The 23,970-nt window shown below is 47.3% G+C and carries 19 protein-coding genes; 4 read left to right on the top strand and 15 right to left on the bottom strand.

Annotated elements, in window-relative coordinates:
* Positions 1-127 precede the first annotated feature (127 nt).
* Positions 128-1,117, top strand: coding sequence for a quinone oxidoreductase family protein (locus tag AMS66_RS29325; RefSeq protein WP_053784130.1), 990 nt, complete (start codon positions 128-130; stop codon positions 1,115-1,117).
* A 112-nt stretch (positions 1,118-1,229) separates the two neighbouring features.
* Entirely contained in the window at positions 1,230-1,475 is a 246-nt protein-coding gene (locus AMS66_RS33295) for a hypothetical protein (RefSeq protein WP_201782237.1), read from the top strand.
* A gap of 173 nt (positions 1,476-1,648) precedes the next feature.
* Here the strand turns inward: AMS66_RS33295 and AMS66_RS29330 are convergent, their stop codons facing one another.
* The 3 genes from AMS66_RS29330 to AMS66_RS29340 form a co-directional block, all read right to left on the bottom strand.
* On the bottom strand, positions 1,649-2,476 hold the full coding sequence (locus AMS66_RS29330) for a CPBP family intramembrane glutamic endopeptidase (protein ID WP_053784131.1): 828 nt from the start codon (positions 2,474-2,476) through the stop codon (positions 1,649-1,651).
* A 93-nt stretch (positions 2,477-2,569) separates the two neighbouring features.
* Positions 2,570-3,217 carry a response regulator transcription factor gene (locus tag AMS66_RS29335; RefSeq protein WP_053784132.1) on the bottom strand — a complete coding sequence of 216 codons (648 nt, stop codon included), beginning with the start codon at positions 3,215-3,217 and terminating at the stop codon, positions 2,570-2,572.
* On the bottom strand, positions 3,204-4,379 hold the full coding sequence (locus AMS66_RS29340; protein WP_053784133.1) for a sensor histidine kinase: 1,176 nt from the start codon (positions 4,377-4,379) through the stop codon (positions 3,204-3,206). The genes AMS66_RS29335 and AMS66_RS29340 overlap by 14 nt, the downstream gene beginning before the upstream one ends.
* A gap of 299 nt (positions 4,380-4,678) precedes the next feature.
* Here AMS66_RS29340 and AMS66_RS29345 point away from each other — a divergent pair, with 299 nt between their 5' ends.
* Complete coding sequence (locus tag AMS66_RS29345) at positions 4,679-5,467, top strand: formate/nitrite transporter family protein (protein WP_053784134.1); 789 nt, start codon at positions 4,679-4,681, stop codon at positions 5,465-5,467.
* A gap of 202 nt (positions 5,468-5,669) precedes the next feature.
* Here AMS66_RS29345 and AMS66_RS29350 read toward each other — a convergent pair whose 3' ends face one another.
* The 5 genes from AMS66_RS29350 to fabF form a co-directional block, all read right to left on the bottom strand.
* Positions 5,670-6,656: a WXG100 family type VII secretion target gene (locus tag AMS66_RS29350; protein ID WP_053784135.1), complete on the bottom strand. Its 987-nt coding sequence runs from the start codon at positions 6,654-6,656 to the stop codon at positions 5,670-5,672.
* Positions 6,657-6,707: 51 nt separating this feature from the next.
* Positions 6,708-7,166, bottom strand: coding sequence for an acetyltransferase (locus AMS66_RS29355; RefSeq protein WP_053784136.1), 459 nt, complete (start codon positions 7,164-7,166; stop codon positions 6,708-6,710).
* Positions 7,167-7,476: 310 nt separating this feature from the next.
* On the bottom strand, positions 7,477-12,462 hold the full coding sequence (locus AMS66_RS29360) for a DUF4132 domain-containing protein (protein ID WP_053784137.1): 4,986 nt from the start codon (positions 12,460-12,462) through the stop codon (positions 7,477-7,479).
* Between the two features lie 23 nt (positions 12,463-12,485).
* Positions 12,486-12,905, bottom strand: coding sequence for a hypothetical protein (locus AMS66_RS29365; protein WP_053784138.1), 420 nt, complete (start codon positions 12,903-12,905; stop codon positions 12,486-12,488).
* 307 nt (positions 12,906-13,212) lie between these two features.
* Positions 13,213-14,451: a beta-ketoacyl-ACP synthase II gene (gene fabF, locus AMS66_RS29370; protein WP_053784139.1), complete on the bottom strand. Its 1,239-nt coding sequence runs from the start codon at positions 14,449-14,451 to the stop codon at positions 13,213-13,215.
* A gap of 142 nt (positions 14,452-14,593) precedes the next feature.
* On the opposite strand from fabF, the gene AMS66_RS29375 reads away from it, so the two are divergent.
* Complete coding sequence (locus AMS66_RS29375) at positions 14,594-15,457, top strand: helix-turn-helix transcriptional regulator (RefSeq protein WP_053784140.1); 864 nt, start codon at positions 14,594-14,596, stop codon at positions 15,455-15,457.
* Positions 15,458-15,584: 127 nt separating this feature from the next.
* Here AMS66_RS29375 and AMS66_RS29380 read toward each other — a convergent pair whose 3' ends face one another.
* The 7 genes from AMS66_RS29380 to AMS66_RS29410 form a co-directional block, all read right to left on the bottom strand.
* Positions 15,585-16,424 (bottom strand): MetQ/NlpA family ABC transporter substrate-binding protein, encoded by an 840-nt coding sequence (locus AMS66_RS29380; protein ID WP_053784141.1) that lies wholly within the window; start codon positions 16,422-16,424, stop codon positions 15,585-15,587.
* 76 nt (positions 16,425-16,500) lie between these two features.
* On the bottom strand, positions 16,501-17,169 hold the full coding sequence (locus AMS66_RS29385) for a methionine ABC transporter permease (protein ID WP_082350946.1): 669 nt from the start codon (positions 17,167-17,169) through the stop codon (positions 16,501-16,503).
* Positions 17,159-17,977, bottom strand: coding sequence for a methionine ABC transporter ATP-binding protein (locus AMS66_RS29390; RefSeq protein ID WP_053784142.1), 819 nt, complete (start codon positions 17,975-17,977; stop codon positions 17,159-17,161). The genes AMS66_RS29385 and AMS66_RS29390 overlap by 11 nt, the downstream gene beginning before the upstream one ends.
* Before the next feature lie 131 nt (positions 17,978-18,108).
* The gene (locus AMS66_RS29395) at positions 18,109-20,391 is read right to left on the bottom strand and encodes an outer membrane protein assembly factor BamB family protein (protein WP_053784143.1); all 2,283 of its coding nucleotides are present in this window, start codon (positions 20,389-20,391) and stop codon (positions 18,109-18,111) included.
* 108 nt (positions 20,392-20,499) lie between these two features.
* On the bottom strand, positions 20,500-21,294 hold the full coding sequence (locus AMS66_RS29400) for an energy-coupling factor transporter transmembrane component T family protein (protein ID WP_053784144.1): 795 nt from the start codon (positions 21,292-21,294) through the stop codon (positions 20,500-20,502).
* Positions 21,269-22,777 carry an ABC transporter ATP-binding protein gene (locus AMS66_RS29405; RefSeq protein ID WP_053784145.1) on the bottom strand — a complete coding sequence of 503 codons (1,509 nt, stop codon included), beginning with the start codon at positions 22,775-22,777 and terminating at the stop codon, positions 21,269-21,271. The genes AMS66_RS29400 and AMS66_RS29405 overlap by 26 nt, the downstream gene beginning before the upstream one ends.
* The gene (locus tag AMS66_RS29410) at positions 22,778-23,371 is read right to left on the bottom strand and encodes an ECF transporter S component (RefSeq protein ID WP_053784146.1); all 594 of its coding nucleotides are present in this window, start codon (positions 23,369-23,371) and stop codon (positions 22,778-22,780) included.
* Positions 23,372-23,970: the final 599 nt, after the last annotated feature.

Consider the following 23,970-nt stretch of genomic DNA (forward strand, 5'->3'; position numbering starts at 1 on the left):
ACCTGCTTGTTATCTATTATCTAAATTGATAATGACATTCATTTTTGTTCATTTTACGTGAATCTGCCCCATCTGTACAATAAGGCTCAGTAGTGAAGTTTTATATAGACAGGGAGGAATTTTGAAAATGAAAGCGATTATACATTCCGGCCAAAGCGGCCTTGAAGGTCTTCAATATACAGATTCAACATCTCGGACACCAAAATCCGGGGAAGTGCAGATCCAACTGAAATCTGCTGGAATCAACCATCGTGATCTGTTCATCATGGCAGGACGTACATTCCAGGACACACCACTCATTCTTGGTTCCGATGGAGCAGGTGTGATCGTAGCGATTGGAGAAGGTGTAGACGGTTTAACGGTTGGGGATGAGATCACCATTCACCCTACTCTCGGTTGGGAGCATGCAGCTGAAGTCCCCATCGTGCCCGATATTGTGGGCGGCCCTACGGATGGAACTCTCGCACAATATATTACGCTGCCTGCCAGAAATGCCTTACCCAAACCCTCTCATCTATCATGGGCGGAAGCAGGGGTGTTGTCCCTTTCGGCTTTGACAGCATACCGCGCCCTATTCACTCGTGGCGGACTTAAGCAGGGTGAACACATCCTCATTCCCGGCATTGGCGGCGGTGTGGCGACCTATGCCCTGCTCATGGCCGTAGCCGCTGGTGCGAAAGTGACCGTAACGTCCAGAAGTGAAACCAAAAGAAAAGAGGCTCTGCGCTTGGGCGCTACCCGGGCATTGGATAGCAATGCCGATTGGAGTTTGCAGAACGATCTGGAACCTGTTGACATGATCTTGGATAGCATAGGACAAGCCATGTTCCCGAAATATTTTGATATAATCAGACCAGGTGGACGTATCGTAATGTACGGTGCAAGCTCGGGAGATGATCTGAATATTCCGATCCGCTCGATCTTTTTCCCTCAAGTTAGCCTGCTTGGAACTTCCATGGGCAGCCGTGAAGAGTTTGTCCAGATGCTGCAATGGGTGGAGCAACATGATTTACATCCTGTAATTGATGGCATATATCCGTTGCAGGACACAGCGAAAGCATTCGAACGCATGGAAAAGGGAGAGCAGTTTGGCAATCTTGCTATACTTATGGAGTGACATCTGATAATAGATGGACCTTCATTACTTGGTAAAATAATTTTTTACGATAAAGGGGTGAATCCATCTGACCCGTCTCGCTAAACGTACAGCAATTGTTCTTGTCGCTATTATGCTGCTGGCCCAAATTCCTATGTTGAAAGAAACCTTTGCCCGAGGGGTAACTACGTTATATGTGAACATAAAGTACCCCGAACGCTCCTATCAATACAGGGATTTCATCTATGAATCTCATTTTGGAAGCTATTTCATTTCTTATGCTGATCAAGACGAACAACTCATAAGCCTGATGCTAGAGCCCAAATTTTTCCCGGTAATCGTTACGTATGACCTACTGGATCAGCCCATGACAGACTAGTCTGTTCACTCTATGAATCATTCAGGAGGTATCATATATCCAACCATTTGCATTTAATCGATTTGGTTCGAATGGATCTGCATCCTTGTCTTTCTTAAAGGAAGTTTGGGTACAGGATAGTTACACATTTTAGGATTAAATGGCGCTGATTCCTTCAACACAGGGGCGGACATTTACAACCTCTTCCGTGCAGCGCCAATCAGCATCGGAATGGCAATCACAAGACCTAGGATCACCGTAACAATAGAGCCCTCCAGACCAAAATCCCCTCCTGTGAGCAGCGCTTGGCCACTTACCTCCACAGTAAACAAGCCGTCAGCAGGGAATCCCGAAACAGGAATGCCAAGCAAAGCTTCCAATGCATTCCAAGCAAAATGCAATCCCATGGCGAACCACAAGTTTCGCCGCCACAAGAATGCAGCTCCGAGCAGTACCCCTGCTTCTAAGGTGATGGCAAACGCGCTCCATAGTGTTGCTCCTGGATTGCCAAGATGAAAGGCTCCAAAGGTAAGAGAGGTTACAGCGAGTGCAATCCAGCTCCCCCCCAGTTTTTGAATGGCTTGAAGCATCAATCCCCGAAACACCAGTTCCTCGACAATGGCTGCACTTAATGCTGTTTCAATAGAAGTCATAAGAACAGAAACCGGATCTGCAGCATGTGCCCATTGAAAGGAGTAGCCTCCCATTGCCACAATAATAAAAGTGGACATTGTGACAAAAATCGCCCCGGTTAGTACGCCCCACACAGCTTCAATCCCTGCACTCTGCTTTGATAGCTCTGGCGTTGCTCGCCCCGCCACGTATTTCAATATGAACTTATACAACAGGATAGCCACGAAGCCTAATATTATTGTCAAGAACAGGGAACCGATACCCTCTACTCGTTCAGTTAGCAACAGGAATAACCCCTGCACCAGAATAATAGCGACCGCCCCTATAAGCATCCAAATGATTGGAAAGCGCAATAGCCTCTTTTTGCTTATGTTCATTTTTTTCTTCATGTCTTTCTTCAACTCCTCTGTGCTTGATAGCTCTGAGTATATACCGAAAAAGTCATAAAGAAATAGTGCGCTTTTGTCATGCTTTGGCTAGTTTTAATCCAGAATTCCGGAATCTCGAGCTTTGCGGGCGGCCTCCCGTCTTCCCTTCACATGAAGCTTCGAATAAATCGTTGATATGTAATTTTTAACTGTCCCTTCACTAAGAAACAACGCCTCCGCAATATCCTGATTGCGAAGACCAGAAGCCAGCTTGTGCAGCACTTCAATCTCACGGACGCTAAGCCCGTATTCATTACTTTTCTCGAAGGTGGTATTGTTCGTGTTCATGTTTTTGATCATTTTACTCGCCATCTCTTGCGTAATTAAGGTTCCTCCGGCATGAACCACCCGTATGCCTGCAGCCAGATCCTTAGGGTGAATGGCCTTGAGCAGATAACCTTCTGCGCCATGGCTTAACGCCGCAAGCACATATTCCACTTCCCGATAGGATGTCAGCATTATTATTTTGATACCAGGCATTCGCTTCTTAATCAAGGCCGTTGCAGCCACGCCGTCCATGACTGGCATATTAATATCCATCAGCACAACGTCCGGCTGAAACTGCTCGCAGCCATCAATAGCTTCCTTCCCATTTTTGGCTAACCCGACAATTTCGATATCTTCATGCATGGACAGCACGATATGTAAACTCTCCAGTATCAATTCTTGATCATCGGCAATCAGCACTTTAATGTTCGCCATGCAGCAACACTCCCTTCAGCGGAATTTCACATCTGACTTCGGTGATCGCCTCAGCTTCCTCCTTAGAATACACGGACACGCTGCCTCCCAATTGCTCAATTCGATGCTTCATCGTGGTCAAACCGAACCCGTAATTCAGCTTATCAATGAGTTGCCCGTTATTTTGAACAATTAATTGTATCGTGCTCTCGCCAAACTCAAGCTCCAAATACAATTGAGATGCTTTTCCATGCTTTAATGCGTTCGTAAAAGATTCCTGTATGACCCGAAGAATCGCTTGCCGCACTTCAAAACGCATTCTGGGCTCTGTCCCCAATAGATTGACGGTCAATTCAGTTCCAGTATGCTCCTGGAAACGGGTCACAAAGGACTCGATCTGTTGTGTTAGACTCGACTCCTCTTCTTCCCCCATCTCATGAACAATGTTTCGCATGTCGTCCAGATTTTGTTCAGCCAATGCCCTTAAGCGGATTAACCGGTCTCTGACCTCTTCAGGCTTGCGATCCAGAAGGGCAATCGAAGCATCAAGGCTCATAATGAGTGAGATAAAGGAGTGCCCCAATGTATCATGAAGTTCCTTGGACATGCGGTTACGCTCTTCATGCAGCGTCATTTTCTCGATTTCCGCAGTGTAGAGGGTTAACAGCTTATTTTGCAGCTCCACTTTAAGGGCCAGTTCATTCTTCTGCTCATACGCTTTGGCTACGGAGCTCGCCCATATACCGATGAAGCAGAACAACAGATTGTCTGTCGCGAAACTAAAAGCCTGCTCCCAAGGTAGTTTTAAGTAAGACTGCGATAAAAAAGGAATGATCGCCACCGCAGGAATAGCCCAGAGAGTCTTCTTCGTTAATAAATATCCCATTATAAGACTCAGCAGCAAATAGTCAGCTCTTGATGTCAGATCCGGATGAATGACTGAATTCACATAATAAGAACCGCCCAGCAATAGCTCCATTATGCAGAACCAGGCCTTGTTATTTCTCCACCCCGGGAACCAGAACAGAAGAGGGACGACAAGCGCTAAGATTAGCCAGATGATGTTCACTACCGTTAGCATCGAAAACTCAGTTTCTGCAAATAGACGGGAGGCTAGCAAAAAATAATGATAAAAACGAAGAGCAAATATGCTCCAATCCATAAAAGGCAATATCTTTTTCATAACTTCATCCTACAGGAAATTCGGAATCCAAGAAATAAATGAATTACGCAAATATTCGATATGTTTGATCTGGGGACGTCCAAATAAACGGGATTTTCACGCACTCAAATTGGCTAAGGCCATAATAAAAAGCCCGCACATTACGTGCGGACTTCACGATTAGTCATGAAGACAAATCAAAAATTCAAATGTAATTGTTTCGTACCAACCCAAGTTCCTATAATTGTTAGCCACCTCTCCCCAACTTCCATATTTTCGTTATAATGTAAACAAGACATCAGGAAAACAGGAGGCGAATTATGGAAACGGAAGGTTTACGCAACGTAGAGAAGCTGGCGCTGAAGAAACACAAGATTTACAAACAAAGCTTGATCAGGTACCTTGCACGCTCCATGCTCGCCAGCATGTTTATCGGGTTTGGCGTCATCGTGGCGTTCAAGACGGGTAACTTCTTTTATATGGAGGATTCCCCTTTTACATACCCTATGGCTGCCCTCACGTTCGGCGCGGCAATTATTCTGATCGCTTATGGTGGCGGTGATCTGTTCACTGGAAATACGTTCTACTACACCTATGCCGCCTTACGCAAGAAACTGAAATGGTTCGAAGTGGTGAAGCTGTGGATTGCAAGTTACAGTGGAAATCTGATGGGTGCGGCGGTATTTGCCCTGTTAATCTACCTGACGGGTCTGTTCGATTCATCTCAGGTGAATGGTTTTCTGCTGAGTGTCGTAGAGCATAAGATGGAAGCTCCGGCCATGCAGCTCTTTTTCCGGGGTATTCTGTGTAACTGGCTCGTATGTCTGGCGTTCTTTGTGCCGATGTTCATGAAGGAGAATGGCGCGAAAATGTTCGCCATGATGCTCTTTGTCTTCTGTTTCTTCATCTCGGGATATGAGCACAGCGTCGCCAATATGTGTACGTTTGCGATTGCGCTGGTACTGAACCATCCGGGGACTATCTCATTCGGCGGGGTTATTCACAACCTGATTCCGGTGACGCTCGGCAATCTGGTGGGTGGCGTGCTGCTGATGGGCTTCATGTATTATGCAGTGAATAAACCTTTTCTGGACGAAGAGACACACTAATCTTTGGGCAAAAGGAGCCCCCTTACTGGCCCGGTCAACTGACCGTGGCTGGCGGTAAGCTAAACGATAAACGCCCCTGCAACCTTTCCATCCTGTGATGAAGGTTGCGCGGGCGTTTATTTATGGGCAGGTTCCCTATATGCCTGCCCTCGATTCTACCTGCCTTGTACCCGGATGGAGCTACAAGGCTTGGCTCCGTGGCTTAGTTGTACTCCCGCCACGGAATATATTCAATATCGTTGTCGCCACGCGTGACCACGATCATATTTTCAATTTTGCCCGTATCCTTGTTGGTTCGATAGATCATCGTACGCGTCTCGCCTTCCTCCGGCACGGAGAACAGGAACTTGTCCGCAACAAAGGAGGAACCGAGGCCTGTTGCATGCTCTGTAAAGGCAGATCCGCTTTTGCTGGTCAACAGCAGGCCGATTCCATAAGCTGTAGCCGTTTGTGCTCCTTTACCAAAGAGATGCTCCCCTTGACTTGTCGTATGGGTTTGTTCCCAATACTCGTATTTTTTCGTATCCTTGTTGTAATCCACTACGTTACCCTGTTTATCCAGACTGATGCTGGTCGTTTCACCCTTGTCACTTTTCACTTGATACGTTCCTACAATGGAATCCTCGGTAATCTTCACCGTCTTGCCTGTGTTTGGATCGGTTTGATAGATTTCATCCTCATATTGAAGCCGAATAATGTTCATGCTGGCCTGAAGCTGCTGCGCCAGTTTCTCGTCACCCATTTCCTCGGCTTTCTTCAACATTTCCTCATAATTCTTGTAATCTTCGGCGTCCTTCTTCTTCCAATCATCCATATTTTCTGGAGGACCGGACGTTTTGCCCGAGCCATCACCTTTATGTTTACCGAGGGACGTAAGAGTCTGTGCCGCGGTTAAAGCCACCATAATAGCCTTGCTCAACGCGTCTTCATCCGTTGTACGGAAACGCTCGGCAATTTTCTTGAGCTCAGACTGAATGGACAGAATCAGCTCCAGGACGGACTTCATTGTACCTTGGGCCGTTGCATAATCATTATAAAAGCGCTCCCGCTCCATTCCGTCCCAATTACTGCGCATGACACGGATCTGGCTGTCCAATGTGGACATGAACCCCGACAATTGCTGATGTGCCTGGGCGAATTGCCCGCTGACTGTGTCCAGTTGCTCCGGTGTTACCTTAATCTGTGTCATCCTGCATGCTCCTCTTCGTCATATTCCTCCTGTTTCGTGGTCCACCGATGATTATCTTGCAGTCTGGTCTGCCTTGATCTCCAGATGCAGCAGCGGAAACGGATTACCGGAACCATCCAACTCGGAACGACCAATTTGTACAAATCCCATTTTTTCGTAGAATCGGGCTGCTCCAGCATTCTGCTCATTGACATCCACTTTGAGGTGACGGCCTTTGATATTAAGGGTATGGTTGATCAGAAGACGTCCCAGACCCTGTCCATGCTGACTGACATCTATAAACAACATCTCAATAAAGTTATCATCCAAACCAATAAAACCAACGGGTTCATTGTCAGCATTCAGCGCTTCCCATACCTCGACTTGCCTTTGCTGCAACACGTCGCTTACGACTGTTTTATAGAACTGGATGTGATGTTCTTCCAAAAACGTGTGTGTTGCGCGAACGGCTCTCTCCCAAATCTCGATCAACTTCTCATGATCCTGTTCACGATATGAAACGATTAACATGTCCAACGTATTCTCCTTTTCTAGAAAGCGATTATGTAAACATCCGATCCTATGCTTGGACTTGATTAATACATCAAATTTTATATAATTCCACGTATATTTTACCATGCCCAACACTCAATCTGTACCCACCATTACCAATCTTGAGTCAACTTTTCACTGCTATTTAAGGATTTCTTACCAAAAAAACAGAAATAAAAAGCAGCTAAAGTCACCTTGGACTGGTGCTTCAGCTGCCTGCTATTCAAAAATTCATTTCGCATCGCCAACCTAACACCACTTGGCTACAGCATCATTTCAACATTTCTAATCAATGCTGCAATTGTGCAAGGATTTGTGGGTCCTTGATCTTCTTGTCCTCAGCCAGTAACATCACTTTGGATAGAATCTCAGCTGTTCTCGGATCTTCATCCAGGAATGGCAGGAAGATTCTGCCCCGATGCTGACTGTGCACCGGTACAATGTGAAGCGCGCCTGTCGCCTGCTTGAACACATTGCCACTACCAAGATGAACGGCATACTCGCCCAGTTCACCATCAATTCGCGCATAATTTCCATCCAAACGTACGTTATCAATTTTCAACAGACGCAGCGACTCGTTCACGATCACATGACGCATCTCAATCGTGGTCAAGCTGGCTTCCGGATCTACTCCGCCAACATGCGCAACGCTAACGACCAAATCGATGTCACGCATGACTTCCGAGAAGAAGACAGGTGGAACATCCTTCAACGCAACAGGTTTATACGTCTTCCTATCATAGAACTGTACCGTCTCCAGCGTAGGTGCTTCTGTATCTGCAGGTGAGAACCAGTCTGCCATGGCATAGAGATTAGCAATCAGATTATGCTCATAGCTAACCTTTTGCAGGCCTTCCTCATAGCTGACGGTCCATTGGCGTCCTTTGAGCAGAGCAACTGCTTTTTTCGGCTGAATCTGATATCCCGCATATCGCCGGGACACAGTACCATTAGCCAGCTCATCCTCATTCGGAAGATAGAGTTCACGGAACACCTGCTTGAATGGCTGCCGTTCCTGACGGTTGAACAGATCCCGTTGGAATTCGCTCCAGCTTCCACTCTGGAAGAGATGCAATGGATGTGCAATGAGTAGCCGATCCTGATCCGTCAAGGTTTGAATCGTGCTTTCCGAATCATCCGAAGCCGGAGTAATCAGCCCACCGGACGTTACATCGAATCGTCCAAGCTTGTCATCTGCTTGGAACACAAGGGTGCGAACCAGTGGACGAAGAACCGGATTCTGCAACAGACTTGAAACTTCCTCACTCGTAAAGGAAGTTCCTGCCGTCATGGAACGCTCCAATTCCAGTCTTGCCCGGCGATACTGATCAACCAGATCCGTCTTTAATTCCTTCAATTCGGCGATGTATCCATCTTTCTTGAACCGGGCAGGTACAGACTTGAGTGTTTTCCCTTTGCTAACGATGAGCAGTTCTGGCTGACCTTCTTCATCAATGACCAATTGGGCTGTGGTCGCCTCATCCAGTTCATGGGGCTCAAAATAGGACTTCATCTCATCCAGCTTGCGAGCTTCCATATCCCACATCAACCGGGTAACATCGGCATATCCCGCATTACGGGCAAGGTTGCCCAGCGCAATCTGGGATACCAGACCTTCACTGGCCCGGCGCTGTGCGCCAAACTGCTTGCTCTGCATCAGAAACTTCTGAATGAAGTCGTATCGCTCGCGCAGATCCTGTTCCTTTTCTGCTGCAAACGGAATCAGGCTGTAGGTCAACAAATGATCCTTATTGCGCTTATCTTCCACGGACTCACGCATGTCCTCTAATTTCAGCTTACCCAGTGCCGCATCCGCGAATAATTGTGATCTGCGGTGATTGGCTCCCCCGGAGATGTATTTAGCACAATCGTAAAGCAGACTGAACCGCTCCTCACCGACGGCCTCATATGCCTCCTCGAACCAGGCAATATCAAATGCGCCTTCGTTAAAGTCCTGGGGCGAGATTGGGGAATAATGCGCAACAATGGTTTCTTTTTCAGCAGTGAATCGTTCATTGATATGAGCATGGAAGTACCAGGCTGCACTGCGCAGACCTTCCCATCCCAGATTCTTCGCAACAATCTCCATCCATTGCGGCGCGTACATCGCGGCTTCCAGGAGCTTCTTCTCCTGAATGGGATGCTTCGCCAGCAATTGCCCCAGCAACACTTCGTCCTCTCCATCACGCGGATGGCATACCTGAATTAGATGGCTGAACGTTTCTTTACGTGTCGTATTGTCACCGTAGCTGTAGATATATCCACGGACAAAGGTATCCTGATCCATGGCAGCAACAAGATGCACCCAATGCTCCATACCTTCAATGCGCTCAAGCTTCATCGCCAGGGTACTTACTTCTGTAGAGAGCTCTCCTCGGGTCAGCTCAATCTCCAAAATTCGCTCAACGACTGTTCTTCGCAGTTCTGCCAACACCGGTTTATCTGCAATCCAGTCATTTCGGCTGGATGTCAATTCCCGAATAAATAGAGCACGAGATTCTCCTACAAGCAGCTGCTTGTATACTTCCTGTGCATCAATGAAGCCCAGTTCATAGGCACGCAGGTAATCGTTCAGCGTAAGGAAGGAGCCTCGGTCACTGTCCTTGTTTAATCTGTCGAATTGGCTTAACGTCTGGAAATACCGTTTGAAACTGTTATCGTCATGTACGCGATCCCGCACAATATAGAACCATGGACCAGACAAGAGAGCGAGCATGCCCGATTCCTTTTCCATTTGTTCCTCAGGCATCATTTTCATCAGCGCATACAGTGTCCGCTCAGCAATTTCAAATGTATCTGATCTCTCACTGTCTTCATAAACAGCCTCAATCAGCGTTTTCACCTGATCTGCGTAACGAAGCTCACTGACCATCTTTTTCATGTCCTGGATATGCTCAACCGGATAGACCTCTTCGGCAAATTCCTTACGCCAGCCTTCCAGCAGCCAGTGTTTCTCCAATTCACCATATTCGTATACAGTGGAATAGTATCGGTAATAATCATCCAGCTTCTTGTTAAGATCCTCCAAACGGATCGCAAACAACATTTGCAGCAGTTCCTCGCTATCCAGACCACTTTTCTGGACATATTCCCCCCATATATTATGGAGAGGGAATTGCTCCAATAACGCTATATCTTGCCGCTGATCATAAGGGGTGTAGACCACAGGGCGTAAAGTCGCTCCTACAAGCAAGGTTTCTTTGTAGCCCGCATAATATTCAGCCTCATATTCATGGTCTCTGTGCTCATGTAGCAACGCATCCAAACCTTCAAGAAACTGCTTCGCTTTTTCCAGGGAAAGGGTGAACAGATCCAGTGGCTTGAAACCGCCGAGATCACGTTCTTCATGAAGCAGTGGATTTTCCCATGAAGGATCATACAAGTCGAATCCATTAGCCGCCGTATACCTGCTGCTCTGCTCTGTAAGCTTGTCCAGCAGCTTCTGCTCCTTGGCTGTTGGTGTCTTGATTAACGCTATGATTGGCTGTATCTGCTCCTGCTGCTCCATGTGTTGTGGATCTGCGGAGATCTCGGTCAACAGTTCCAGCGCACCCAATCGTTGCAGTTCAATTTTGGATTGTACGAGTCGTTTCAGTGACACCATCAGCTGATCGGTTGGCTGAAGCAATAACACCTGAATGATCTTCTGACGCAACGATCCCGTTTTCAGTTTGAGCAACGCCTCCATTTGCAGCATCTCTTCGAGCGTCAGCGTCAACAGCTTGGCTTTGAGCAGAGCATTCTCACGGTTGTTCATGCTCTTATCCGACAGGCTGTCAAAAATAAACTGCCTTTGTACTTCATTCTCGGGATGATGGACAAACTGGGACAACAATTCTCCTCGCAAATCCGGGCTTAGCTTGTCCTTGAGCGCAATGACCTCGCCAATCCATTCCGGGTCCATGTCATACGCAGCAAGGTACAGCATTTTTTTCACTACATCATCTGGATCGATCCGATATTGAACAAATTCAAGCACACCGGATGGTCCACCAGCCCCTCCCTGCGGAATGTGGGCCAGCATCTGCTTGAACAGATCATAGTCACGCCGACGCACGGCTTTATCTTCAAAAACAGGCAGTGGCCAGACATGAACACTACGTTGATTCTCTCCATTTTTAAAGCTCCAGTTAAACATGTACATGGCATCATAATTCTCAATCACCCAATGTAGTAATTCCATATCCTGTACTTCAAGATACTGACGTGCCATATGTAAGCGCAGCCCTCTGTTCTGACTGTTAGCAAGTACGTATTGTGCAACAATTTGCTGATATGCTTGTCCGTGATCCATGATCTGGATGACTTTTCGCTCTAGCTCATTCTCTTCGATGACCGCCGTTGCCCAAAGACTAACGAACAATTGGTTTGCATTGGCACTTTGCTGCCATTCCTCTCGAACCGCAGGTTCAGTCAATGCTTGATGCGCTTGTGAAATTAATTGCGCAGCAACACGCTGATTCGCCGCTTCAATTCCGATCCCTGTCCATACGGCGAGCGCTCTCACCACCGAACTGAACCGAATCAGGTTGTTGTCGATAATTATTTTTAATATGTATATATACGCCTCAAGCGTTCCTTCATCCATCCGCTCCACAATGCTCTGGCGCAAACCCTCCTGCAGTCTGGCTGCAATCAGCAATTCCCCAACCATCTGGTAAGCATCCACCTGATCGCTCATAAAGATACCTTTGATCATTTCAGTGGTCAGCAATGCATTCTGATTGTCGCCATAGATAATATCATGCAGCGCCTGCTTCATATCGCCGGTTTCATGATCCAGTTCATAGGCAATGCAATCCGGTAAAACAGCTCTAATCTCATGAAGATAATCAAATTTGTACTCCCGCATGGATACATATTCGTTCAGAGAGAAGCCATGCATCTCCATGCGGAACAAAGCAATCATTTTACGAAGAACCTGTCCGATATGCTGTTCGGGATCGATCGTACGAAAGGGTCTGCGCTCATAATTTTTGCTATAGGGAAAATTCGCGGCACGTTCTGCAATGTAACGGAACCGCGCCAGAAATGGTTCACTGGCCAGTTGCTCCAGCACATCCAGCAATGGACGGAACAATGGAGCTTGCGTCTCAGCAGCCATGCGTTTCAATAGTACATCTGCATTCAAATAGGCCTTTTCGTCTTCACGCAAATAGGTGAATCCAGCCATCTCTGCAACATAGCCGGCGAGTTCCTGCTCCACACCATTCAGCGATTTCACTTTTTCCTGTAACTCTTGTTGATACTGTTGAGCTTTATCTTCCTGATTCATTCCATTCTCCTCCTCGTCACTCTTTACCACAGACGCCCGGCAAGCATTGTAAAGCGGATAAATACCACGTTATCGTCTTCCTGTATAATCAACGGCTCATCCAGTGCCTGCAACTCTTCATCATTGAGAAACACTTTAAATAAGCCATCTTCATATGCGGTTACAGCTGTATCCATGGCGCCTTCTATATCAGGAACCCCTTCGTTGTAAATCGCGCCAAAGCCTACTTTGCCTGCTGCCCCTTGCTCCTGAATGTCCTGAGGCATCAAGTAGGCAAGCCATTCCGCTTCATTATTCTTGTCCTGAAGACCCTTGAGCTGCTGAGCCACCATGTTTTTAATAAGCTGTCTCAGCGTATCGGTTGTTTCCGGAAGTTCGGCAGCTTGTTTGGCAAGTGCCGGCTTGCGTTTACCCAGACTTTTCACCGTAATCCATACGTTCACTGCGTTCCCTCCTATGTATTGCTTTATGTTAGAAGAAGCTACAATCTGCCCTTATATCTATACCACCATGGAAAATGGACCAAACTTAAGCTTCGTCCTAGTTCGTTATTCATTTAAATATGCGTACATATGTGCCCCTATTGAATATTCTAACGAATATCCCGACCATATTCATGGGCCAATCCTCATATTTACATGCAACTAGCGAACTAATGACCTATAAAGCACTTTCACAGCCGGATCAGTCTTCCCACAGCAAATAAAAAGAGAACAGCGCGCCTTCGGGCAGTCACTGTTCTCTGTATGTTTAAGATGAATATTTCTTCAAAATAATGACTGCGTTATGACCACCGAAGCCAAATGAATTGGACATCCCGATCTGCATGTCAGCTTCTCGTGCAACGTTGGGTACATAATCGAGATCGCATTCAGGGTCGCTCTGCTCTTGATTAATCGTTGGCGGAATGATACCGCTCCGCAAGCTTTGAATAAGTGATATGGCTTCCGCCCCACCAGCCGCACCCAGCATATGCCCGGTCATTGATTTGTTTGCCGTTACCGGAATACGATAGGCTTCCGCACCAAAAAGCTGCTTAATTGCTCGGGTCTCAGAAAGATCACCTGCCTCCGTACTGGTAGCATGAGCATTAATGACATCAATTTCATGCGGCTGGAGCTGCGCATCCGCCAGAGCGGCTTTCATGGCCAAGTATGCACCCCGCCCTTCCGGATGGGTGGCCACCATATGATACGCATCTGAACTGGCACCATACCCAACGATCTCCGCAAGGATGTTTGCGCCTCTAGCGAGGGCGTGGGATAGGGACTCGACAACCAGAACCCCGGCGCCCTCAGCCATGACAAAACCGTCTCTGCCTGCATCAAATGGTCGGCTCGCCCCTTCATACGCTTCGTTTCGTGTAGATAGCGCCGTTGCATTGCCGAAGCTTGCCAGCGATATTTCGGTGACAGCAGCCTCCGTCCCTCCAGCAAAAATCACATCTGCTCCACCATGACGAATCAGCCGGAAAGCCTCACCTATCGCGGTATTACCGATCGAACAGGCCGTTACTGGCGAGAGAGTTGGTCCCCAACAGCCAAACCTCATGCTCACCATGGCCGCAGCCATATTGGATATCATCATGGGCACCAGTGTTGGACTGACTCTTGCAGGCCCACGTTCAGACAGGATTTTTCCTTGTTCCATCAGGGTCTGTATTCCGCCGATGCCGGAACCGATATACGCCCCAACCCGCTCCCTGTCCACATGATCCATCACGAGACCGGAGTCAGCTAGAGCTTGATCTGCTGCCGCAACAGTAAATTGCACGAACCGGTCCATACGCCGTGCTTCCTTTCGTCCAAACCGTTCCTCTCCGTCAAAATCACGGACCATTCCTGCTATCTTCGTTTTGTAGGACGTTGTATCAAACGCTTCAATTGGCGAAATTCCCGATTTCCCTTCCACCAATCCATTCCAAAATGTATGCACATCATTCCCCAAAGGAGAGATAATCCCCATTCCAGTAATAACTACACGCTCCATAATGCATCCTCCTTCAGTGCTCTTTCCATACTTGTTCAGTTAAGTTATGCACTTATATTGCCATTCGTATTATACTATTACAAGTTGTCAATTATAATAGTATAATGACTACCATGATAAACTCAGGAACGAAGGTGATGGAATGAATCATGATGTCAGGCTGCAGGCACTGTCCGCTTTTCTGAAAAACCAACGCTCCAAAATTTCTCCGGAGTCCATCGGATTACCCGCAGGCACCCGGCGAAGAACGCCTGGATTAAGAAGAGAAGAAGTATCCCAATTGGCTGGTGTAAGCACAACATGGTACACCTGGCTTGAACAGGGCCGGGATATTCAGGTATCTCATTCCGTGCTGGATAACATCGCTTCAGCTCTCAAGCTGACTGCGGATGAACGGAAGTATCTGTTTTCCCTTGCCCTGGAGTACCATTCGGAGCTTTACATCCTGGATGAGAAACCCCTCCAAATTCACCCCTCCTTGCAGAAAATATTGCAGGAACTTCGTAATTGCCCCACAATCATATCGGATCGACGCTACCACATTGTCGGCTGGAATGACGCAGCACGGCATGTGTTTATGGACTTTGAACAGATTCCTGCTGAACAGCGGAACATGATCAGCTTGTTGTTTGAGCGAAAGGAATTTCGAAGACTGGCCGTCAATTGGGAGGATTTTGTTAGTGGATTCCTGGCTATTTTCCGAGCTTATTACGGTCAATATGTTGATGATGAATGGTATAACTTGTTTTTGGATGACATGATGGACCGATATCCTGATTTTCACACCCTTTGGAAACAAAGCAGTGTTAGCAGCGCCCCGGACGTGTTGATTGAATTTAGACATTCCCGAGCCGGCAAAATGCTTTTTGATCTCACTTCGTTACAGGTTCAAGGAAATGCCGATTTGCGGTGCAGCATCTACACACCTGCAACAGACACCGCTACCGAGCGGAAACTGATACGCCTCATGGAGCCAAAGGTAGAACACAACTCTGACAAAAGCTGATCCTGCTCTTGCTCGATTACTCGTAATACAGGTTAACAAAAAAAGACCCAGGCGATGAGGCCTGGGTCTTCGTATTTGTCTTGGATCATATGTTTAGAATCATTTCATTTTCAATTGAACTGGGATCTTATTTAAAAGCCGGGATCGCAATATCCGCATACTTCTCTTCAAAGAAAGCTTTCACTTCTGGACCCGCCATACGCTTCGCCAGCTTCTGAATGGCTTCCGAATCCTTGTTATCTTCCCTGGCAACCATGGTAATGGCAAAATGAGAATCATCCTTCTCCGTAAACAGCGCATCCTTCTTCGGCGTAAGTCCAAGCGGACTCGCATAGGCCGGAGTCATGGCAACCAGATCGGCATCATCCAACATGCGGGCCAGCATCAACAGATCCACCTCTTCGAACTTGAAGTTTTTCGTATTCTCCGTGATGTCTGCTTGCGTTGCATTGAAACCGACGCCTTCTTTCAGTTTGATCAGGCCGTTCTGTTCCATCATCACCAGCGAGCGTCCAATGTTCGACGGATCATTGGCAATTGCTACCGTTGCACCTTCAGGCAATTCTTCAATGGATTTAACCTTTTTGGAATATGCTCCGTAGATGGCATTGTAGATCGGTTGCACAGCTACCAGATTAGCGTTATTTGCTTCATTGTACTGATTCATGTAAGGTACGTGCTGGAAGAAGTTTGCGTCCACTTCTTTGTTCGCCAGTGCAGTATTCGGTTGAACGTTATCCGAAAGTACAACTACTTCCAGATTAACGCCATCTTCTTTCAGCAATGGCTTCACAATATCCAGCACATCCGTCATTGGCGGAATCAAAGTAGCTACTTTCAACGTCACTTCTTGTCCGGCTTGAGTTCCTTCCTTGTTTCCCTCCGCCGCAGGTGTTTCTTCTTTTTTGCCGCATCCGGCTGCTACCAGCGTCACTGCCAGCAGCATGAGCATTAGTTTTGCCTTCATCTGATATATACCCCTTCATCATGTAATCTGTATTGTTCTTGCTGTAATTCAATCTTTCTGCATTGCTTGTCCTTCATCAGGATCTGCGATCGAGCCAACGGGACAGTCTGCTCCCTGTAAATTGAATCATCTGTACCAGGATAATCATAATGATAATCGTAAATACCATGATTTCCGTCTCGAATCGCTGATAACCGTAACGAATTGCAAAATCACCAACACCGCCACCACCGACAATACCCATGACCGTAGAGTAAGAGATAAAGCTGATCGTTGCCGTTGTTAAGCCGAGTACGAGACTTGAGCGAGCCTCCACATACAGGAATTTCACCACAAGCTGCAGCGTCGATGCACCCATGGAAGAAGCAGCTTCAACCACACCCTTCGGTACATCAAGCAATGCCTGTTCTACCAGTCTGGCGTAATAAGCAATTGCGATGACCGAGAGCGGCACGGTTGCCGCAAGCGTCCCGATGGATGTTCCAACGATCAGACGTGTGAACGGAATCATAAATACGACTAGCAGTAGAAACGGGAAGGAACGAATGATGTTGACCAGACTTCCCAGAATCGTGAACAGAGGTCGATTCTGATAACGTTGCCCTCTTCTGAACAGATACAACAGTGTACCCAGAGGCAACCCGATTAACACCGCCGCCGTGATGGAGATCCCCACCATGACAAACGTCTCTCCGATGGCCTGCCAAATTTCATGCTGATACTTCACAACGGATTCAGGTATCATCGTAATTGTCCTCCTGACCGCTATGAAGAGAGGTATTTCGTCCGAAAATGGATGTATCCTCGCCCATCAACAAGGATGTCAGAAGATCAGGCTTCGGTGCTGGTATGCTGCGTACTTCCGCTTCCGACAGCGTTTTGATGATCCGTCCCTCTTTCATCACCGATATTCGGTCGCAGAGTTTTCGGGCAACCTCCATCTCATGTGTAACGAGCACAATAGTTACACCCAGCGTTTCATTGACATGACGCAGCACATCCAGAATTCCACTCGTTGTCTGCGGATCAAGCGAAGATGTTGGTTCATCACAGAGCAGCACATCCGGCCGGCTGGCAAGTGCTCTTGCGATGGCAACACGTTGCTTTTGCCCTCCGCTTAACTGTGCAGGATACTGATTGGCCTTATCTTCAAGTCCGACAAATCTCAATACCTCAAGTCCCCGTGCAACCCGCTCGGAACGGGAGAAGCCAGCGAGTTCCAAAGGCATGCAGACATTGCCGCTAACGGTCCGATTGTTTACCAGATTGAAGTGCTGAAAAATCATGCCAATGGACCTCCGTGCCTGACGCAGACTCCGCTCACTCATCCGGGTCAGATGCTGTCCATTCACAATGACTTCGCCGTCATCCGGCTTCTCCAATCCATTGAGCATGCGCAGAAGCGTTGATTTCCCTGCACCACTGGAGCCAATAATGCCGTGGATCTCTCCCTGGCCTACTTCAAGGGAAACCGAGCTTAGCGCCTCGAATCCCTGATCCTCACGGGAACCACGCTCGTTATAACGCTTGCTTACCCCGTATAATGAAATCATGGGAGATTCCTCCTGCGATTAATCGTACATGGTCCTTCAAGAACACATGAAGAAAGCCCGCACAGCCGATAACCGGAGCGCGAGCAATCCTGTTTATTTATAATAAATCATCATTCGACATGAAACAAGCTTTAACGTGAGATATCTGTATGCAAACCACTTGCTTCATATATACCAAACCGTCCGTTGGACGACCCAATATAGACTTCATTTCCAAGCCGGTTCATGGTTCCGTTCTTCGCATCCCGGCCACGGTGTTCCGGGTTACCCATCACAACGTCATGCACACGGCCGATCAAGGTACCATCATGTTTATCCATGACCAGAAGATCCTCACCCATCGGCAGTAAAAGCTGATCACCAATCACCAGGTAACTCCCCTGATTGGTAGGAAATCGAAGTGAAGAAATCGTGTTTTGTGCATTCCAACGTGTCTCTCCTGTATCATATGCAAGGGCTGTTGGATAACCGTTTTTGATTACATATAGTTGATCGTTCTCCACAAACCCTCGTTCAATCTTGCCGTTCATTACCCATAGCTTTTTACCACTTTTCGGATCGTATAGTGTCGTTGTAAAATCTGCAAATTCTCCATAATGATCACCTTTCTCCCGGATCAACATCATGCCATCATTCAGCTCCTCGAATCTCTGTCCTTCCCTAGCAGGGAAGTTCGCTAGCTGTGCGCCTGTGTCGAGATCAAGCAATACCCACTGTTGACCTTGCAGCATCCAGCGTTCGGGTTGAGCTGGCGCAAACGAATCTAAACGTTCGACTCCGTCAAAATATGGATCATTCACAAGTTGTTCTATGGTGGATCGTTTGGATTTCAAGCTCCACATGGTTCGGCCAGACTTTGGATCCGCTGCGACTAATTGATTTTGCTCCCAATATAACACATAAGGGTCTTCTGCACTCTGGTTCAACAGTTGATAACCTGTACTAAGCTTCCGCGTCCACAACGTTTTTCCATTCAGACTGTTCAGTACCGTTATTTGCCCATTACTTGAGCCTTCAGCAGCTGGGTTATCTACAATCAATACGTTCTTCGCAGCAGTAATGCCTTTCAATCTGGTTTGTTTCTTTGGGGTGTACTCCCAAGTGACCTCTCCATCTTTCAACCGGAGATGGCGTATACGATCCACGTATTCTTTCTGGTCAGGGTCATAACTTGTATATATCGTCACAGCTTCACGGTTGGTATCTATATATGCTTGCAGCGCACCATATCCTGAATTGATCTGCCATAGTTTCTGGCCTGAATGACGATTAAGGGCGTATATGGAACCTTCGTAGTAGCCCCCACTAAATCCACCGTCATCCCCTTTCATCAGGAGCACATCATCCGTCGCTGCTTGCAAAAAGGTATAGTTGATATCCCCTTGATTCGTCCATATTGGTTTCCAAGGTAGTGTTATCGGCAATGATTTGCCTGTGATTTTGGTTGTGAATTCATATTCATCCGAACGACCGAAGCTCCAATCGGACACCACATTGTTTCGATCATCTTGCGGTATATTCCAGCGTGTTCTAGCAAGTTTGCCGTTCTTATTGAATGTCACCAAAAATTGGGCGTCTGCTCGCTCATATCGCCAGGTCTGTCCAATACTCATCGCATAACCCGTGTCATTCAAATTGGCTGAATTCTCTTTCCAATCCGGTTCACCGAGCCATTGTTTGACTTGTTTGGAGGTTGTCTTTTTGTTCAACATGATATCCGTCAAATGGCGTATAGCCAAAGCGGACTGCAATGCATCCTGTTGAAACCAACCATCCGCTACAATGGCTTGCTGCTCTATACTCTGTGCCTTGATCCAGAGCAGTGCAGGTCGATAAGTGAATGATTCCTTATTCCAGATTCGTGGAGCGATGGAAACGCCATACCAATCCTTCGTCACTGCAACAATCACCGCCTGGTCAGTAAGCGATGGACTTGGAGACCAACTTGTTGAGCTTCCCGGAGCCAGATACAGCTTACTTCCGGGACGAAGACTGAAAGTCTGGGGAGTTATAGTCTTCACGCTTCGACTTTCCTTGGATGCGTACCATCCGGGAATCCAGAGTTCCCCTCTGCTGTAATCCTCGAATTTGATCCATTCGCCGCGAACGGTTTGTACTTTAATTTTCTCATTGCTGGAAGTGTAGTACTGTATTCCCATCAGATCAACGGGCACTTTGTTATCTATAACTTGGGTGTACAGGGGTATACCTGCCTCCAAATTCAAGGTATCTCCCTGTTTATAAGTCGTTTTCGCTTGTGCAGACAAGGCTTGAGTTGTCGAACCGAAGCCCTGTCCTGCCCGTGTTTCCATATTTATATCCAGCAGCATGAACCCCGTAACTAGCACGGCCGATATTCCAGCTACAGTGATCCATAGGTACCCCGTCTTTTGCCACTTCGACCCTGTCTTCACGCTCGTTCACCTCATCTATTTGAAGTTATTTCCATTAAAGACGTTTTGAACAAGGAAAAGTTACTGTTGCTCCAAATATATTTATAAGGTACAAAATAATTACAGGCCTCACCTTACATCCACCAGCGTTGAATTATAAGGGAATGTGATTCCCAATATATAAGCAGCCGTCAACATGATGATAAAATACCCCACAAACCATACATCCGCTTGGGAATACCCGATCTGAATGTAATAGGTCCGGCTCCCGGCTTCCTTGAATCCTTTCGCTTCCATCGCCACCGCCATACGCTGCGCACGGCGAATACTCTGTGCAAGTAGTGGAATAGCATATCGTTTCAGGATGCCGTATACATTCCAACGGGAGCCGCGCTGCCTCTTTCCCCGAATGCGGATGGCATAACGCAGCGTCTGGAATTCCTCCAGCAAAATCGGAATCATGCGCATGGCCGCCAAAAAGCTATAGGCATACTTGGGTGGGAGCCTCCACTGCTGCATGAGGGAATAAAAGAGACGAACAGGCTTGGTCGTAAGGCCGAACAACAATCCAGCAGCCGCCATACTTAGCGAACGAAATCCCAGATGTAACCCACGATAGAAGCTCTCCTCGGTAATATGAATTAATCCCCACTTAAACCAGGTGGTCTCTCCTTTACCAAACATGATCATACCTGTGGAGGTGGAGATAAATACCAGAATGAACGGAGACGCATACAGCAATAATCTGGGCCATGGGTGACCTGTCCAGCCCAGCAATAACAGCATGACAATTGCCACATTAGCCATTACATTCAGGTTGTGTACAAGAATGACGAAGACAAATAGCAATGTCATGAAAATCATTTTTAACCCCGGATTCACCGCGTGAAGCCAAGTCTCACGATGAGGAAACGAGAGTTGCATCGGTTAACCTCCCCTTATCCACCGTCCAGACTTTTGTGCAATACCTGTTCACGATTTCACGGTCATGTGTAACCATCACAATGGCGGTCCCATCACGCCGCAACCGCTCCAGCTGTGACAGCATGGCAAAGGTATTGCGCGCATCCTGTCCAAATGTAGGCTCATCCAGTAACAAAATACGCTGTTCGCGCACCATTGCAGACGCTACACTCAAGCGGCGTTTCTGTCCCATCGACAGTTGGTAGGGATGCCGCTCGGACAGCTCTGTCAGTCCGAATTGCTCCAGCATATGATCAGTTCGAACATCTCTTTCTTCGGCAGTTAGTTTGCTGCCCAGCAAGGAAAATCCCACTTCTTCCCGGACCGTATTCGTCACAAATTGAAATTCAGGATTCTGGAATACAAAGGCAATGCGATCTGCAAGCTGCTCGGTTTTTCCGGACGATTGTCCTTCCACAATATAATGACCTGTCGTTTTTAGGATATTCATCATGGACAGCAATAATGAACTTTTACCTGCCCCGTTAGCTCCGACAATCCCCACCCAATCTCCATGCCATATCTTGGCCTGTTCCACCTGAATGAACGGCGTTTTCCCGCGCCATCCAGTGAATTGCTGCATTTCCAAGGCTGGCTGGATCAGAGCAGCAGCTCGCTCCTTCTTGTTACCTATACTTTCAGTTTCTATGTCCCCATAACGATTAGGCTCTCCTGTGACCGACACCTGTGCCTTCGTCTGGCCTCGCTCTTCCCAAACCCCTGGATACCAGATTCCGTATTCTCTCAGCATCTTCCGCTCATCTGTAAACACCTGATTCGCCGGGCCATCCGCCACAAGCTTTCCTTCAGGCGACAAAACGATGATTCGGTCTACCCACTCGACAATTTCATTAATTTTATGTTCAACGATAATGAGTGTTTTGTCCTGTGCAATCTGTTTCACCGTATCCCATACCTGAGAGGTTCCTTCATCATCCAGCAGTGCCGTTGGTTCATCCAAATAGAGAACTTCTGGCTCCATGGCCAGAATCGAAGCCATCGCAAGACGCTGCTTCATGCCCTGAGACATGGATTGAATGAGTGTACGATTATGTTCAAAACATAACCCTACCTGTTCCAGGTATTGATGGATAAGAGCAGGCATCTGCTCACGTGGAATATTCCGGTTTTCCAGTACAAAAGCAATCTCTTCATCCGTATATGACATACAGAACTGGGTATCCGGATCTTGAAAAACAATACCGGGCTGCTCAGGAACCTGAATGTCATCACATTTCATCGGAATTTCCACAGATCGTGGAATCAGACCACTCAAAATTTGCAGCAAGGTCGATTTGCCAGAACCGCTTGGTCCAAGCAACAACACTTTTTCCCCCTGACGCACAGAGAGAGACAAGCCTTGAAACACCAAGGCCTTCTCTCCCGGGAACTTGCATCTTAGATTCGTTACACCTACCGCCTGCGCATTCCCCACATCATTCATCTAGTCCAGTGCCTCATAATCCTGCTTCGACACCGGTCTGAGGGAGCGCGTTACACCTGTAAGCTCCAGCGCCTTGGCAAGATAATAGGCGAATACACCCGCAATCAGAATGCTTCCAATGAAGCGGAAACCGATAAACAGTGTATAGTTCCAAGCCGAGAGGGAATCAATGTATCCGTACTGGTAATCCAGTACAAGCGAAGCTGCCGCTGCACCAATAGCCGCAAGGCAGGTGACGAACAGATTGCTTTTTCGATACAGAAATGCGGCGAAGAAGATCTCTGCTCCCAGGCCTTGCAACAACCCATACACCAGTGTCGACATGCCCCATTCACTTCCGAGAAAAGCACTCACCGTTGATGCTGCAACTTCAGCCAGAATGGCTACACCCGGCTTGCGAATAATGACAAAAGCAAACGTGCCCGCCATAAACCACATACCGTAAATCATCTGCTCCGCATGTACTCCGAATGGCTTCATCAGGTCATACGTAGGTCCCCATATTTTGTAGATCACCCCGAATACCACCGCAATCACAATCGTTACCAAAATATCGGTTAACTTCAATCTGTTGCTGCCTACTGCTGTTGACATGTTCTCTACTTCCTTCCTCTGTTTCCCTTGGTTTATAAAATAAACAATAAAACAAACAAAAAAAGCCTCACCGGTTCCCAGGCAGGCCATACGCACAGTTTACAATGCTCACGATGCTACGGATTAGGCAGATATAGAGAAAGTTGAAAACAAACGACACCATCCCCGTCACATCAGAAAAAATCCCGCTGCACCCAAGAAACGCTGACATTTATCATTTATCCCTTATCCTTACCATTGCACACATCGCAAATTCATGTTCTCTACGCTGGCATTACCCAGATCAGATATACGGTCAGCGGCACAAGGCCGCTCTCTCAGCCCAACTTCATTGAGCTCCCGGTTCACTTTTTTCTTGTTTCTACTGTACAACACATGGGTATTTGTGACAATCCCGATAACAGAAAATCAAGTTTAGCCTAGCGGAAAGAGTGATTAAATATATGTTTTTGCTTGTGGAAATATGCTTCTGACATCTCACAACAGTGCACATGGGGAGCGAATAACGTGTGCCATGTTCATTAGACCAAAATAACGCCAACAAGGGATGTCCTCCGTCATTGTCATGACTTATGGGACAGCCCCTTTAATTGTTAGCT

The sequence above is a fragment of the Paenibacillus xylanivorans genome, assembly GCF_001280595.1.
Taxonomy (GTDB): domain Bacteria; phylum Bacillota; class Bacilli; order Paenibacillales; family Paenibacillaceae; genus Paenibacillus; species Paenibacillus xylanivorans.